The sequence below is a fragment of the Mesorhizobium sp. LSHC420B00 genome, assembly GCF_000503055.1.
Taxonomy (GTDB): Bacteria; Pseudomonadota; Alphaproteobacteria; order Rhizobiales; family Rhizobiaceae; genus Mesorhizobium.
The window spans coordinates 1-15,990 of the sequence record NZ_AYVY01000054.1 but is presented as its reverse complement, the minus strand read 5'-3'; the positions used below and the strand labels follow the sequence as shown (position 1 = coordinate 15,990).

9 protein-coding genes are annotated in these 15,990 nt (G+C 61.8%); 4 read left to right on the top strand and 5 right to left on the bottom strand.

The window, feature by feature from the left end:
- Positions 1 to 209 precede the first annotated feature (209 nt).
- The 5 genes from X760_RS74095 to X760_RS72850 all read right to left on the bottom strand — a co-directional run bounded on the left by X760_RS74095 (position 210) and on the right by X760_RS72850 (position 9,456).
- Positions 210 to 4,928, bottom strand: coding sequence for an alpha/beta fold hydrolase (locus X760_RS74095; protein ID WP_023723098.1), 4,719 nt, complete (start codon positions 4,926 to 4,928; stop codon positions 210 to 212).
- A 243-nt stretch (positions 4,929 to 5,171) separates the two neighbouring features.
- The gene (locus X760_RS77605) at positions 5,172 to 5,510 is read right to left on the bottom strand and encodes a glutaredoxin (RefSeq protein ID WP_198030582.1); all 339 of its coding nucleotides are present in this window, start codon (positions 5,508 to 5,510) and stop codon (positions 5,172 to 5,174) included.
- Positions 5,498 to 6,664: a cysteine synthase A gene (gene cysK / locus X760_RS72860; protein ID WP_023723096.1), complete on the bottom strand. Its 1,167-nt coding sequence runs from the start codon at positions 6,662 to 6,664 to the stop codon at positions 5,498 to 5,500. The genes X760_RS77605 and cysK overlap by 13 nt, the downstream gene beginning before the upstream one ends.
- A gap of 122 nt (positions 6,665 to 6,786) precedes the next feature.
- Positions 6,787 to 7,989 (bottom strand): MFS transporter, encoded by a 1,203-nt coding sequence (locus tag X760_RS72855; RefSeq protein ID WP_023723095.1) that lies wholly within the window; start codon positions 7,987 to 7,989, stop codon positions 6,787 to 6,789.
- A gap of 180 nt (positions 7,990 to 8,169) precedes the next feature.
- Positions 8,170 to 9,456, bottom strand: a complete 1,287-nt coding sequence (locus X760_RS72850) for an ROK family protein (RefSeq protein WP_245278794.1) — start codon at positions 9,454 to 9,456, stop codon at positions 8,170 to 8,172.
- 325 nt (positions 9,457 to 9,781) lie between these two features.
- Between X760_RS72850 and X760_RS72840 the strand changes: the two genes are divergently transcribed.
- The 4 genes from X760_RS72840 (at position 9,782) to repC (ending at position 15,679) form a co-directional block, all read left to right on the top strand.
- Positions 9,782 to 11,185, top strand: a complete 1,404-nt coding sequence (locus X760_RS72840) for a recombinase family protein (protein WP_023723092.1) — start codon at positions 9,782 to 9,784, stop codon at positions 11,183 to 11,185.
- An 887-nt stretch (positions 11,186 to 12,072) separates the two neighbouring features.
- Entirely contained in the window at positions 12,073 to 13,275 is a 1,203-nt protein-coding gene (gene repA / locus X760_RS72830; protein ID WP_023723090.1) for a plasmid partitioning protein RepA, read from the top strand.
- Positions 13,276 to 13,352: 77 nt separating this feature from the next.
- Entirely contained in the window at positions 13,353 to 14,318 is a 966-nt protein-coding gene (gene repB, locus X760_RS72825) for a plasmid partitioning protein RepB (RefSeq protein WP_023723089.1), read from the top strand.
- Between the two features lie 155 nt (positions 14,319 to 14,473).
- Entirely contained in the window at positions 14,474 to 15,679 is a 1,206-nt protein-coding gene (gene repC, locus X760_RS72820) for a plasmid replication protein RepC (RefSeq protein WP_023723088.1), read from the top strand.
- The last annotated feature ends 311 nt before the right edge of the window (positions 15,680 to 15,990 follow it).

Here is a 15,990-nt window from a genome sequence, read left to right as displayed (position 1 = left end):
CTGCGCGGCGGACACGCCGACGTCACAGCTACTGCCACGCCATTTTTGCAGAACTTGACGCACACAACTCGTGAGCTGGTTTCCGCATTCCGGCCGCGATTGGGCGATTGTTCCCGGCGCTGCTGACCCATGCGCGAGCTGCGTGACCGCAACTTGCCTGCCCTACAGGCAGCGTAAACCTTCGAGGCAACTGCGTGGATGCGGAGGAGTCACACCGTGGCGGCTATGCGATCGCGCACGATATTTCCGGCCGGATCCTCCGTTTCGAAGAAATCCTCCCGCATCTGCATTTCTGTGTAGAGCTTGGCCGCTTCCGCGAGAGTGGCATCCGCGCCAGCGATCTTGCCGCGCCGCTTCGCAAGCCCGAGAGCTAGCAAGGAGCGGGCAAGCTCCGGCCGTAGTTCAACCCGCCTGGCAAGGCTGCAGGCCTGTTCGAGCCAACTAATGGCCGATCTGGAAGTTTTCAGCTCGGCAAGGCCGCGCAGTGCGACGATCTCGCTCCACGGATCGCGGCGTCCCCGTGCAAGCTCGAGCGCATGGCCGAGATTGGCCGCGGCTTCCGGCTCACAGAGGCGCGCACGCACGCATGCGAGTACAGCGCGCGCGTGACATTCGAACTGGGCAAGATCGAGCCGCTCAGACTCGGTCACCGCCATCTCCAAGGTGGCGCCCGCGTCGTGGTTGCGGCCTAGCAGGAATTCCGCATACCCGAGCACCGTCAACAGCCATGGCCGGAGTAGGATAGATCCGCTGGTCGCGGCTTCGGAGGACCACAATTGCAGCGCCTCGACAAGCGTCGGCTCGGGCCCGCGCAGGACGCCCACCACACCGGTGAAATAGGCGGCCGCGCAGCTGTCGATCGGGCGCGCCACTTCGGCGGCGACCTTCTGCAACTCGCCAAGCGAGCGCTCCGCATCGTCGAACCGGCCAAGGCGCGCTTCCGCCTGCGCGCGGTGCCCCAGGTACCAAACCGCACGAGCACCGAGCTGTCCGAAACGCTCAAGACGCCAAGCTTTGGTGAATCTCTCCTCATGCGGAACAAGCCGCTCCAGCACCTGCCGCGCCTCGCTGCGGATCAGAAGCGCCTGTGAGGCGGCCAGATCCGACTCGCTTATGCAGCGCTGCACGCCGTTTGCCGTCGCGCCGCGCTTGAGTGTATCGGCCGGTTCCAGCGCCTCCTCGTAGCGGCCGTGGGAGCTGTTGAGATAGCTCAAGTGGAGCAACACGTCGGAAATGAGTTGCGGATCGCCCAGTTCCATGGCCAGTTCGCGCGCTTCCAACAGCTGCGGCAGCACCTTCCGATAGGCACCGAGGGCGCCGTAGGCGGGCCGCATCCGCACCCGCAGGTTGATCGCCTGGGCGAGGGTTTTCGGATTTCGGGGCAACGCGGCGACCGCTTTGCGGGCGCTTTCGAGGAACTGGACCGCGGCGGAATAGGCCGAGCGTTCCTCGGCCCGACCCGCCGCTTGCAGCAGATAATCCGCGGCAGGTTCCCATGCCTCGGCACGAAGCGCGTGTTCGGCCAGTTGCTCGATGTGGTGGTTCAGCGATCCGGCATAGAGTCTTTCCATCGCAACCAATGCAGCCCGATGCAGCCTTTTTCGGTCCTCTGCCAGGAGGGATTCGTAGGTCACCTTCAGCGTCAGCGCGTGCTTGAACGTATATTCCACGTGAGGATAGCTCTGGACCTCGAACAGGAATTCCAAAGTCTGCAGTTTGGCCAGGCATACCTCCAGCTCCGCCTCCGAGAGCGGCGAGAGCGCCCGCAGCAGCGGATACGGAACATTCTTGCCGATAACCGAAGCGAGTTGGAGTGCCTGCCTTTCCGAGTCACCCAGCTGCTGGATGCGTGCGGCGATGAGCGATTGAACCGTCGACGGGATGGTGATGGATTCCACCGGTCTCGTGAGCTCGTAGCGGCCCGACTGGCCGGCAAGGACGCCGTCCGCCACCAGTCCGCGCACCATTTCTTCCAGGAATAGCGGCGTGCCCTCGGCCCGCTCGGCAAGTGATTTCCGCAGTTCCCCCAAACTGGGATCGAATCCTAGCAATTCGGTGAGGAACTGCTCCATTTCGTCCCGCGCGAACCGCTCGAGCCTTATCTGCTGGAAATAGCCGCGGCGGTTCCATTCGTGCCGGTACTGCGGCCTGTAGGTGGCGAGCAGCATGATACGGTTGGCGCCCATGACTTCGACCAGCCTGTTCATTACGGCCTCGCTCTCGGCATCCATCCAGTGCAGATCCTCGATAAGCACGGCTACGGGCGCGGCCCGGCTCAAGGCAACGAGAAAGGCGCTCATCGCCTCGGATACCCGTGAGGTCCGCTCTCGCGCATCGAGATGCTGCCAGGAAGAATCGTTGATCGGCAGGTCCGCGAGGAAGGAGAGCGGCGCGGTGTGACGTGGATCCAGGTTCAGCTCCGCCTGTTTGAAGGCAAACAGGCGCTGGGCCTCCGCCAGGCCGTCTTCGCCGCGAATGCCACAAGCCGAGAGCAGCAGTTTCTTTACAGCGCCCAGAGTAACTGACGAATCAAACTCCAGACCGCCGCATTCAAGCACAGTAAAACCAGCCACCTCGTCGAGGGAGAGAAATTCATGGGCAAGCCTCGACTTGCCCATGCCGGGGTCGGCGACGATCCCGACGACCTGGCCGTGGCCCTCCCTGACCCTGCGCCAGGTTGAAAGAAGGATTTTGAGCTCGAGCTCGCGCGCCACCAGTCCGGTGAGGCCACGGTTGGCCCTCAGGTGCCAGCGCGACAGCGCGTAATTTTCGCCCAACAGCTCGTAAATGCGTTCGTCGCGGCCAAGGTGCGGATGCTCCGAATGCGCCAAGCGGTGCATCTGCACATAGCCCCCCGCGGCTGCGCGCGCTCGGCCTGTCGCGGCGATCGTCGCACGGTGCAAGGCACGCATCAGCCGGTTGGCTGCACGCGGCGCGGCTCCGGCCAGTTCAACCTTACTGGCTTCGGTCGTCCATTGCTGCCGTACGATCACCTCGCCGGTGTCTATTGCGGCCCTCAACTGGATCCCGCCCTGGGAAAGCTCCTCCACTGCCAGCTTGGCCGCAAGCGCGGCGCGGCACGCAAGATAAGCGTGATCCTCGGTGGCGCGAGCGAGGCCGAATGCTGCGGTGATTGTCCCGTCAGCAGCCGACGTGACGACGCCGCCGTGGCTTTCCACGACTTCTATCACCCGATCCTCGACGGGCTGGAATTCGCGAATTGCTACTTCCGGATCCGCCGTTTCGAGGAGATGCACGGGACTGATCACTTCCGCGGCCAGCACTGTTATGTACTGCCGAGAGCGGTTGATTCCCAAGGACGCCGGAGGGCCTGCCAGTTGCTGCGTCTGTTCGGGGTCGGCGAGGAAACGACGCGTTTCTTCCACGAAGGTCGCGAATGCCGGTTCATGGCCAAGCAGCACGTGGTTGACGCTGTCGAGCGCGACGAAACGCGCGCCGGGGATTTTCCCAGCCATCGCCTGGCCATGATCGAACGGAATGACTGCGTCCCTCGTGGCATGCATCACCAGGGTCGGAACGCGGACCCGCGGTAACAGCTCGTCCACGTCGATGACGGCGCCTTCCTCGAAGATGCGATGGGCAATCTCGGGCGAGACGGTATTGCGTTGCAGCTCGTTGTACCAATTCCTCTGTTCCGGCGTTGCTTGCGGAATGAAGAGAGAGGTGAACATCTGCCGGAACACCGGGTCGTCTTGGCCCCAGCCTTCCTGTATCAGCGCTCCCATCGCTTCGCGGCGGGCTATTTCGCGCTGATTGCCCCGTTTGCGCCAGCCTTTGGTAAATCCGCCATACAGCACCATCCCGGCCACGCGCTCAGGATGCCGGACGGCATAGGCTATCGAAACGGCGCATCCCTGGGAAATGCCAAGCAGGGAAACGCGGCGCAGACCGGCCGCATCGATGATGCTCTCCAAGTCGGCGACCATGGCCTCGAAGGATAGGTCGGCGGGATGCCGATCCGATAGGCCGTTCCCGCGCTGGTCGTAGCGTATCAGCTGGTAGTGCGCGGACAGGCCCTCGATCCAATGCTTCCATACCGGACTGTCCCATTCGAGCTCGAGATGGGACATCCAGTGGGCGGCCCTTACCAAAGGGGGGCCTTGACCACTCAAGGAATAGGCGAGGCGCGCGCCGTCGGGCGTTGTGCACCGCCGGATCTCCTGCGCAAGGACCCGCTCCGGCGCAGGGGGGAGCTGTATCTCCGCCCCCGGCCAAACCTGGGTCGGAGTGACGCTCTCACCGGCGGGAGCGACCTCCGTGTCCGTTCTCGAGGCGCGGCTCTGGACCATGGCGGATTGCCGTGCTGCCTCGCTCAGCCGACGGATGTCTGCTCGAAGAGCCTCGTCTCCGGGCTCCAGCCCGTGCAGGACATGGGCGTACGGAAGCGCCCGCGCCGGCTCATCCGCCAGCCGGTCGACTAGCACCCGAAGGATGCGCAGATGCGTCACGTGCAGTTCGTCGGCGGTCGCAATGCGCCAGGCTTCGAATTCCGGACAGCGCGGCAGTGAGAGGTCATCCAGGAAACGTCCGCGAAACGCTCCGGCGAGGGCTTCCAGCTTTTCCCGTTCGAGAGCCTCTATGTCGCGAGTGCCAAGGCCGCGGAGCGGCGCGATGTCCAGCACGATTTCGCTGGTGTTCAGGCGAACTGCGTTGCGGTCGGCTTGCAGGATCTCGCCGTCCCCGAGGTCGACGACCTGTCGGATCTTCGAGAGACTCCAGCGCAGGGCGCCGCGAGGATCGTCCGGTACCTCCCAGAACATTTCGCAAAGGCGCTCGCGCCGCTGCGGGCGCTCTACGAGCGCAAGATAGGCCAGCAGCGCCCGCGTCTTTTTCGAAGGCGGCAAGGAAACGACCTCGCCAAGGCGAAGGACGGTCAGATCTCCGAGAACGCGAATTTCGAGCGACACTTTGTTGATCCTAGTGCGCCTGCTAAATTAGCGATGGATTGTATCAAGTCCGTGCCGCTGCCGAAAGCGTTCGTTTCCGGAGCGCGAGGTTTCCGCCTGCGCTGATTTGCTCTTCTCTTGGTGGGAAGGCCGACAAGGCCGACACGGACAAGTACAGATGAAAGCCGAGCCGGAACGGGATCACGCCCGTTCCGCTCGCTTGATGGTGGCGACGGCACTCTGAAAAGACCCGGAGGCGGGATCTCACGCTGCCGCGCGCACCCATCGAGGCAGCAGGCTCTCGGGATTTGCGCATGCGCCGGGCGTGTAGTTTGCGCCGACAAACTCCAGCCGGGCGGCGAGCGTGCCGTCCCGCCAGGCCGCAAGCGTATCCATGCAGCCACCGATATGCTCGCCGCCGACAAAGACCTGCGGAATTGTAGGCGAACCGATCCGGGCCCTCAGGGCCTTGCGGATTTCCCCGTCCAGGCCGTTCTTCTGGAATTCCGGAGTATCGATTTCGATGGACCTGTAGGCGATTCCGGCACGGTCGAAGAGCTTTCTTACCGTCCAGCAGAATTCGCACCATGTCAGCGCGAACATGACCACCGGACGCTCCGGATCATGGATCGCCTTGTCGACCATCGCATGCGCCGACTGATCGATTTGGATTCGTTTACGGGTGCCGATGAAAGGGCGAAGGACGGCGGCCGGTCGAAGCGGTAGCCGGGTGTGGAGCGAGAGATCGCCTCTTCGGCGGGCGACATGTCCTCGCTGATGTGATCGAACAGGATCGTGCTGAGATACCGCTCACCCGTATCAGGCAACATACAGAGCACGTTCCGGTCCGGGCCGACGCGTCGAGCAATTTCCAGTGCCCCGCTCAAAGTTGCTCCGCCGGAGATGCCCGCCAGTATTCCTTCTTCCGTCGCAAGCCGGCGCGCGGTTTCCAGAGCGCTGGCGCCTGAAACGGGTATGATCTCGTCCACAAGATCGTCAGCCATCGCCTTGCCGACGATCTGCGGAATGAAATCAGGGCTCCACCCCTGCATCGGGTGTGGCCGGAACCGAGTATGCGCCCGAGTCGGCAGCCCCTGTTCATCGAAAGTTTGAGGAATGCCACTCGACAGCAGCGCCGAATTGTCGGGCTCGCAGACTATGATCCGCGTTTCCGGCCGCTCGCGCTTGAGCACTCGCGCCACACCGGCAAGTGTTCCGCCGGTCCCGGTGCCGGTGACCCAGTAGTCGAGTGGACGGTCCTGGAATGCCGCGATGATTTCGAGCGCTGTCGTGCGGGCATGGACATCGGCGTTGACGGGCGTCTCGAATTGCCGGCAGAGGAACCAGCCGTGCGCTCCGGCCAGCTCGACCGCCTTGGCGAGCATGCCGCTGCCGCGCTCGACGGCAGGGGTCAACACGACCTTGGCACCGAAGAAACGTATCAGCTTGCGGCGTTCGAGGCTGGCGTTCTCCGGCATGACGATGACGAGAGGATAGCCTTTCCGCGCGCAAACCATGGCAAGTCCGATGCCCGTGTTGCCGCTCGTCGCCTCGATCACCGTCTGGCCAGGCCGAAGTGCACCGCAACTCTCCGCTTCTTCGATGATCGCGGCGGCAAGACGATCCTTGACCGAGCCGCCAGGATTGAACGCCTCGATCTTGGCATAGAGCGAAGCGGCACCATTGTTGATGCGGGAAAGGCGGACGACCGGCGTGTCGCCGATCGTGTCGAGAATGCTGTCGTAGATACTGCTCATCTCAGCTGTCCTTGCCTGGTGATGACGGTGCTCCGCCCTCTTCGATCTCTGAGGTTGGCAGGAAGGCCGTGGTTTGCAGCGTTCGAACCAACGTGGAATTAAGCGGAGTTTCGACGTTTGAATCAGCGGCTTATCGCAGGATCCGCAAGGCGGCCGCATGGGAACTGCGCTCTCGCGCCGGATGATGCCGCCAATACGCCCAGAACCACGAGATTGGCCGCGCCTGCGACAGATGCCACCAGGAAAGCGGGCCCATAGCTGCCGAAGCTGTCATAGACGAACCCGCCGAAATAGCCGGCCACGCCCATGCCCACCCAGGCGATCAGCATGACGATGCCGAGTGACTGACCAAAGCGTTCGGCTGGCGCAAACTGGTGCACGCAGAGGATCAGGCATGTCATGTTCCCGGCAAAGCCGAAGCCGAAAACCGCCGACAGCACCAGCAGGCTCACTTGCTGGCCCAGCGCGGGAAAAATCGCAACGCATGCAGTCTGAATAAACGACGCCAGGGCGTAGGCAGAAAGGTTGCCTGCCCGGTCGGCGAGGAGCCCGAATGCGATCCGCCCGATGGCGCCGAACAGCATGGCGATCAACACGCTAAGCGATCCGACATCCGAAGACCCGCACACGGCCGTGACGAAACTCGTGAGGTGCATCAGCGGGACGCCCATGCAGGCGCAGCAAAGGAAGGCTGCGGCAGATAGCAGCGTCACCGGGGAAAGATGGCCACCTTGGAAGCCTGGCGTCGCTGAAAAACGCACCGGTGCGGCAAGGATCCGATCTACGGGCGGCGCCTGAACCGCCGGCATGAAGATCGCCAGCGCAGCCGTCGTCGCCACAGCTATGATCGCGTATGCGAGGCGCCAGCCGACACCGTCGATCAATGCATTTGCGGCGTAGGGCAGTATGCCCTGACCAAGGGCTCCGCCTGCTGTGACGATCCCTATCGCCAGGCCGCGCCGGCGGTCGAACCAGAGTCCGGTTACGCCAAGTACCGGCGCGTACAGACAGGCAAAACCTAGCCCGCCCAAAGCGAAGTTGGCCGCATAGATCTGCCAGAGCGAAGTGGCGAAGGAAAGCGCGGCGAGCGCGATCACCATGCCGGCCGAGCCGATGAATAGCAGTGTTCTGATATTCAAACGGTCCGCAAGCCGGCCCCAGAACAGCCCGCCCAGGGCCATGCCGACGCTCGAAAGCGTGTAGGCAAGGCTTATATCGGCTCGCGACCAGCCAAACTCCGCCTCAAGCGGTCTGATGAAGACGGATGTGAGCGCCAGGCTGCCAAATCCGAAAGCCATGGCGGTCGTGGCGCCGGCCGCAGCCAACAGGCCGCGTAGCCGTCTTGCGCTGTCGGGAACCTCCCTGCCTCCAGTTGGCAATGATTGACGATTCGACATGTTCCTGCCCTCGAACGACCTCTTCGAGGCTGTCATCGGCCAGCGGTATGGAAGCAGGCGTGTGCGTCAGCGTGGAAAGCTCCAACGCGGGCCGTGGAAACGGCGGTACTAGATCGGAAGCTGCAGCAGCTCGGAAATCACCAGACCGGCTGCGCCAACGAGGGCGGCCCGGTCGCCTGCATCGCCGGCAATGAATTCGATGGCGCCGCCCGGTCGTGTCGGAACCATGCTGCGCACATGCTCCGCGATTGCGCCGAGCAGGCAATCGCCGCCGAGCACGACATCGCCATGCATGATGAAGATGTTGGGCGCCACCGTCTGCTGGAGATTGGCGATGCCTACGGCGACGTTGCGGGCATAGCGGTCGAGCAGCTCAGCCGCTCCCGGCAGCCGCCGCGCCGCCATGTCGACGAGGCGGGCCGAGTCGATCAGGTCTGGCTCGGGCAGAGCCGCGCGGGCGGCCTCGCGCCGGAGCCAGCTCAAGGTGGCAATGGTGTCCCAGCAGCCGCGCCTGCCACAGCGGCAGGGCTCGCCGTCGAGCTGCACGAAAGTGTGTCCGAGTTCGCCGCCTGCGCCTGCCGTGCCACGATAGAGGTGCCCGTCGAAATAGAGTGCGCCGCCCAGCACCTCGCCCGTGTAGACGACCGCGAATTGCCTGACGCCGCGCCCGGCGCCGAACCAGCGGTCGCCGACCAGCAAGGCGCGCGGATGATGGTCGAGTTTGACCGGCAGGCCGAAGCGTCGCCCGAGATCGTCGGCGAGCGGGTAGCGGTCGAGCGCCGGCGCGAGATTGACAGCGACGATCGACCCGCGATCGGTGTCAACCATGCCGCCGACGCCAACACCGATCCCGAGAGGCATGCGCCGCGCCCTGGAGAGAGTGTCGCCGACGCATTCGGCGATCGCCTCGATGATTGGCCGGACCGGCCCCCTGCCGTCCGGCAGGGCCATCTTGCGTTCCGATTCGATCTTGCCGTCGAGCGTCGCCACGCATGCATGCACGGCATCCGGCATCAGCAGCACACCGCAGATCGGACGGGCATTGGGCGAGAACCACAGCGGCCGGGCCGGCTTGCCGCCGCCCGGACTGGGAGGAACCGGGTCGCTCTCGACCAGCACCTGATCGTCGATCAGCGGCTGCACGATTCCGGAAATGGTGGTGCGGTTGACCCCGGCCAGGCGGGCTAGTTCAGCCCTGCTCGTCGGCCCAAGATCGAACAGGGCCTGCAGCACACGGCCGCGATTGGTCGAGCCGACCATCGAGGAGGACAGCAGCGCCTTGCGCCGGCGCGAAACCCGCTCCGCGCCGGACGCATCGCCGGGCGGCGTGAACAAAGCGCTGCGTCCGCCATTCGGGCGCCCATCGTCGGTATCGTCCATCGTCGGATTTTTCATACGGGGCATCCTGCCAGCTCTTCTAACCCAGGACCTTACCGGTTTCGAGCCCTTTGTGCGAGCAGGGAACAAACTCGTGCATTGCCAGGAAGGCAAGGACTTGCGCGAGTGCGGGGAAAAGCTGCCCCTTGATTCTGCTGCCAAAACCCCTTGGGCGCCCGCACCTCACCGCATCCCTTTTCCGGTCGTTGCGCTGTCCAATCATCCGTTTGCTAGGAGATCTGCGCTCCCAATTTCGTGGCCGCCGAATGGGAATTCACAGAATGCGACAGAGTTCTGAAAGACATTTCGTGTCTCTGGGGTTGTTCAAGCCCAAGGAGACCCCATGGCTTTCGAGTTGCAGACAGCGCCCCCTATCCGTGCGGCGCAGTACATTCGTATGTCCACTGAACATCAACGCTATTCGCTGGAGAACCAGGCGATGGCCATTACAGAGTACGCGGAGCGGCGCGGATACACTATCGTCCAAACCTACGAAGATGCTGGGAAAAGCGGCCTGAGCATAAGAGGTCGCGACGGACTGAAGCAGTTACTGGCCGATGTCATGACTGGCCAAAAGACTTTCTCGGCAATCCTCGTTCTTGACGTCAGCCGCTGGGGCCGCTTTCCGGATACGGACCAGTCCGCTCATTACGAGTTTCTCTGTCGTGACGCAGGCGTCGCGGTGGAATATTGCGGCGAACATTTCGAGAACGACGGCAGCATGGTCTCTGCAATCCTCAAGAATATGAAACGGGTGATGGCAAGCGAGTACAGCCGCGAGCTATCCGCAAAGGTCTCCAGAGCGCACCTGCAGCAGGCTCGTCTCGGATTCAGCCAGGGCGGACCTGTGCCCTACGGCGTCAGGCGACTGTTGCTGGATAAAGATGGGGAGCCCCGTTACCTTCTCGGCTCTGGAGAACAGAAAGGGCTCGCTGGCGACCGCGTTCTCCTTGTGCCCGGCCCGCCAAACGAAATCGAGCTTGTTAGGCGCATCTTCAACATGTTTGTTGCTGAAGGGCAGAGCATGGCCGGCATATCGGTTCGTCTGAACAAGGAAGGAGTGCCCTCCACATACGGCGATGTGTGGACGACCGGGCGCGTCGCATCCCTCCTCAAAAGCGAGTTGATGATAGGCTACTATGTCTACAACCGAACGTCGCACAGTATGGGTAGCCAATCCAAGCCAAACACTCCCGATAAATGGGTCCGAATCGGGGTCATGGAGCCGATTGTAACGGTTCAAATATTCGAGAGGGCGCAACTCGCAAGGGGAAAGCGCGGGTACACCTATACAAAGCTCGAAATGCTCAAAAACCTGAAGCGGCTATTGAAAGAGAAGAAACGACTCAGCCTCACCGTGATCAATGCTTGTCCGTATACTGCGTCGGGACAGTGCTATGTCCGGCTTTTCGGCAGCTTGAAGGCGGTCTATGCGGCGGTCGGCTACGTACCGGATCGGCGGGGAGCTCTGCGAAAGTACTCGGACGAAGAGCTTCTAGACGGATTTCGGCGGCTGCGCGCCGCTCACGGGCACCTCACATTGTCGCTGATTAATGCGGACTCCGATCTGCCCATATCTCGTGTGTTCAAAAAGCGGTTTGGCTCGATGGCCGCGGCCTATACGCTGGCTGGCTTTCCAGGACTGGAGTCGGAGCTAAAGCTGAGCGCGGTAGCGCGTATACGGCCCAGCGGCCCGGAAAGGCTGCGACGCGACGTCTCAAATGCTCAGGGCGAAAAAGGCGCATGATACGAACAGACCGAAGCTGCGGCTCTTCAATGAGGAGCCCCGACTCTGTTCCTCACGCAGCCGTCCCGCCGCTCCCACCTGATCTCGACTAGGGCGGCGGAACGGACGGTGCCAGCTCCTGCCCTACAGGCCCGCACCTCTCCCATGCGCTCTGAACGGATCAAACCGAAGCGCCATAACATCTGAACATAGACGGATTGGGGAGATCCCAGGGAGCGGTATGCTGAGATCGTGGCGGGGTCGAGCGGGCCATAGCTGGGAACCTTACCTGGATTGCGATATTTGCCTGCTCCTAGCGTCGAAGAGCCGTCCGGTTCACCAAATGCCAGGAAGATGGTGAAGCGTTCCTGCGCGGTCGTCTGCCCTGTGGAGAGGCCTTGCATGGAGAACCCGAGAATCAATGCAAGGTGCGCCGCACACCTGATGGCGCATTGCGATATGTCTGCGAGAGCCAGGCGCGGCCGCGAGACAACATGGCGACCGCGTTGACGCTCGCCTTCTTGCGGAGCGTGGCGGCAGATTTCGCCGGAGGCGTCAAACCGACAACGAACCCAACCGGCCACGTGCCATCGGATCCGGTGCCCTGCCCTGCCCTGCCCGCCGGCACTTGCATCCCGCCTCTGAGTGTACCCGATTTACTGCCGTCAAATATGATCCTTATGACAGAGAAAACATGCCGTTAGCTTGGATAGCAAGACAATGCCGCGCTCAAAAACCCGAGCAGCTGCCTTCGTGATGGCAAGAGCAGCTGGCAGCAAGAAAAGCCGGTCAGTGCCGGTAACCTTTTGTTAACCCAAAACTTCTTGCCGGGACCGGCCGAATCGGAGCTTAATGGCGCTTGTTGAGTGAATTGCTCACAAAAAGCGCCAATTCAGGTTTCGACAGAAATGAATATCTCCATGCGGCTGCCACGCTTCGAGTTCGATGACAAGATCCTCGAGCAGGGCGCAGAGATATCGCGGCGGCTTAACCAGCTCCGCATGGAGAAGTTTCCGCCAAACGCAACAAAGACGCTTCGTCCTTTTTCGCTGGCGGAAGTGGCCCACTACCTCGGGGTCTCGCAGAACAATCTCAAGCGCCTCCATCTGGAGGGCAAGGGCCCCCTGCCCGAGCAGATACCTTCCGGACGCCGTTCCTATACCGCCGAACAGATGCTTGAACTGCGCCATTTTCTGGATCGGCATGGCAGGACCGAGGTAAAAAAATACGTCCCGCACCGCAAGCCTGGAGACAAGCTCCAGGTGGTTGCTGTCGTCAATTTCAAGGGCGGCAGCGGCAAGACGACGACTGCGGCCCACCTCGCCCAGCACCTTGCGCTGACCGGGCACCGCGTGCTTGCCATCGATCTCGACCCGCAGGCGTCACTTTCGGCTCTTCATGGCTTCCAGCCGGAACTCGATCGCAATCTCTCTTTGTATGAGGCGATCCGGTATGACGACGAGCGCAAGCCGATATCCGACGTCATCGTGCCTACCAATTTTCCGGGCCTGGATATCATCCCGGCCAACCTCGAGCTTCAGGAGTATGAGTACGACACGCCGCTTGCCATGCAGGACAAATCGTCCAGCGTTGGCCGCCAGTTCTTCACCAGGATTGCAAAGGCCTTGGCCGAGGTCGACGAGCGCTATGATGTGGTCGTGGTCGATTGCCCGCCGCAACTTGGCTACCTCACCTTGACCGCCATGTCGGCGGCGACGTCGGTTCTCATCACCGTCCACCCCCAGATGCTCGACCTGATGTCGATGAGCCAGTTCCTGCTGATGCTCGGCGGCATATTGAAGACCATCAAGGCCGCCGGTGCTGCGATCGAGCTGGATTGGTTCCGCTATCTGATCACGCGCTACGAACCCACCGACATTCCCCAGGCACAGATGGTCGGGTTCATGCAATCGATGCTTGCCGGCCAGATCCTCGAGAATCCCATGCTCAAGTCGACGGCAATCTCGGATGCAGGACTGACGAAACAGACGCTCTACGAGGTGGAAAAGTCGTCTTTTACCCGTTCGACCTACGAACGGGCGCTCGAATCGCTGGATGCGGTGAACTCCGAGATTGTTGCGCTCATCCATCGCGCATGGGGGCGGTCATGACGGCGCATTTTACGGCAGTAAAAAGTGGAAATTTTGCTCGTGAAATCAGCCGACTAGCTGCGAATCGGAGTGATTGAATGGCGCGCAAGGATGTATTCGGCAGTGTGATGGGCCCCGCGACGTCGGTCGCCGACAGCGGGGATGTCTCGGGCTATGCGGTTCGCGGGGCATCCCGGTCGATCATGCAGTCATTCGAGGAGCTCTCTAAGAGTTCGGTCGTCGATCTCGATCCGGGGTTGGTCGACACCTCATTCGTCTCGGATCGCATGGACGATGACGATGAAGCATTTCATGAGCTGCTGGCGGCGATTCGCGAGCGAGGGCAGGATTCTCCGATTCTGGTCAGGCCCCACCCGGATAGTTCCGGCCGGTTTCAGACCGTCTTCGGCCACAGGCGCGTCAAGGTCGCACGCCAGCTGGGCAGGCCCGTTCGTGCAGTCGTCAAGAAGATCGGCGATGAGGACCATGTCATCGCGCAGGGCCAGGAGAATGCTGCCAGGGCCAACCTGTCCTTCATCGAAAGGACGCTTTTTGCCGATCGCATTCTCAAGCGGGGCCATTCGCCGGAGACGGTGAAGTCGGCCCTTGCGCTCGACGATACGACCTTTTCGAAAATGCGCTCCGTGACCAACAACATTCCCGAGCAGGTCATTGTGGCCGTCGGCGCCGCCAAGAGCATAGGCCGGGACCGCTGGTGGCAGCTTGCCAAGCTCATGGAGCATCCCCGGACTGCCGCACGGGCGGCAGAGTACGTGACAACTGCCGATTTCGCCGAACCGGGCAGTGACGCTCGTTTTGCTCGTCTGTTCGACTTTTTGAATGCGCCGGTGAAGCAGCCGCGAGCCGCATCGAAGCCTCAGGAAAAGGCCTGGGTGCCCCAGGACAAGTCGGTCCGAGCCAAGATCACCGACACGGGAAAGGTGTTTACGCTTGCCTTGAAGTCAAAGGATGCATCGCCCTTCGGCGCATTCATCGCCGACAAGCTCGACGAGCTTTTCGAGGCTTTCAGGGCCTCGGAAACGGCAAAGAAAACAGGAGACTGAAACCGCAAAAGAAAAAGGCCCCCGAACGTCACCGTCGCGGAAGCCCTTCTCAGGTCTGTAGCAAGCTGAGAATCGCATTTCCCCGAATCACTGTCAAGAGTCGTTGGCGTCGTTTCGACGAGCAGTTTTCTTTTGCCTGATTGAAAGGCGAGGAAATGGAGAGTGGTTATGCGACGACGCCCTTTGGGCGGCGGCCGATGACGCTTGCCTTGGTGCAAGCGAACACGGCATCACGAAAGATTCCTGAAGGGGCCGCCGTCGAGAAATGGCAGGTGTATCGCTGGCTGTGCGAGGGCAAGACCATCATAGGCGTGGGAGATCGCGCCCTGGCCGTCCTCAGCGGACTGCTATCGTTCTATCCGGACGATCAGATCAGCGTGGAGAACGGCCTGATGGTCTATCCTTCGAACGCGCAGCTGTCACTGCGGGCGCACGGCATGGCCGATTCCACGCTGCGCAGGAACCTGGCCGAACTGGTGAATAGCGGACTGATCATCCGCCGAGACAGTCCAAACGGCAAACGGTTCGCTCGCAAGGCAAAGGGCGGCGCAGTCGAGGAGGCGTTCGGGTTCTCGCTGGCGCCACTGCTTGCACGGGCCGCAGAGTTTCAGGAGGCTGCCGAGCAGGTCCGCGCCGACAGCCGGGCGCTCAAATTAACGCGGGAGCGGATCACCCTCCATCGGCGCGACATTCACAAGCTGGTCGAAGCCGCGATCGACGAGGGCGCTCCTGGCGACTGGGGAACCATTTGGAGGCGGTTCAGAGCAATCGTGGATGCTATTCCTCGGCGGGCAGGGCTGTCGGAGCTGGAAGCGATTGTTGCGGAGCTCTCCTTGCTTCACGACGAAGTGGATATGATGCTGGAAAGCTTCATGAATTCCACGAATCCTAGCGGCAATGAGTCCCAAAATGAGCGGCAGCAATCTGATTCAAACACAGACTCCACTTTTGTATTTGAACCAGCTTTAGAACAAAGCAGGGCGACGGTCGAACCAAGAACGGCCTACGCCGAGAAGCCGAAAGGTTTTCCGATAGGACTTGTGCTGAAGGCCTGCCCCGAACTTGCCGACTATGCCGCCCACGGAATCGCAAGCTGGCGCGATTTGATGATCACCGCCGCCCAGGTGCGTGGCTACCTTGGCGTGTCGCCCTCGGCGTATGAGGAGGCTTGCCATGTGATGGGCCAGGAGGTCGCCGCGATCGTGATTGCCTGTATCCTGCAAAGGGCGCAGCATATCAATTCGGCCGGGGGCTATCTGCGCGTGCTGACCGAAAAGGCGAGGGCAGGACAGTTCTCGGTCGGACCCATGCTGATGGCAGCGCTTAAGGCCAATGGCACGACGGCAAGAATGACCGGCTAGGGGCTGGAAATTCTTGTGCGTAATGCTGCCGTTGCTGGTGGTCCGCGCGCGGTCGAGGAGACGAATGGCAAGGTGGTGTTCTGAGATCGACGTGCCAAGCAGCTCGCAAGCTGGTCTACGCAATCAGAGCCACCAAGCAACGTCATGCGCCTGCGGGCTTGAAACCAGTCGATAAGTGCCATATGTTTTGCACAGTAAATGCGTCTACTAATATGACAAGGAACTCCATGGGGCAGGCCCTCAAGAAATCCATGCAGAATGAACCCCTGGTTTTGTCCTATATGGACCGTGCCGGGAAAATTGCCGTTGAC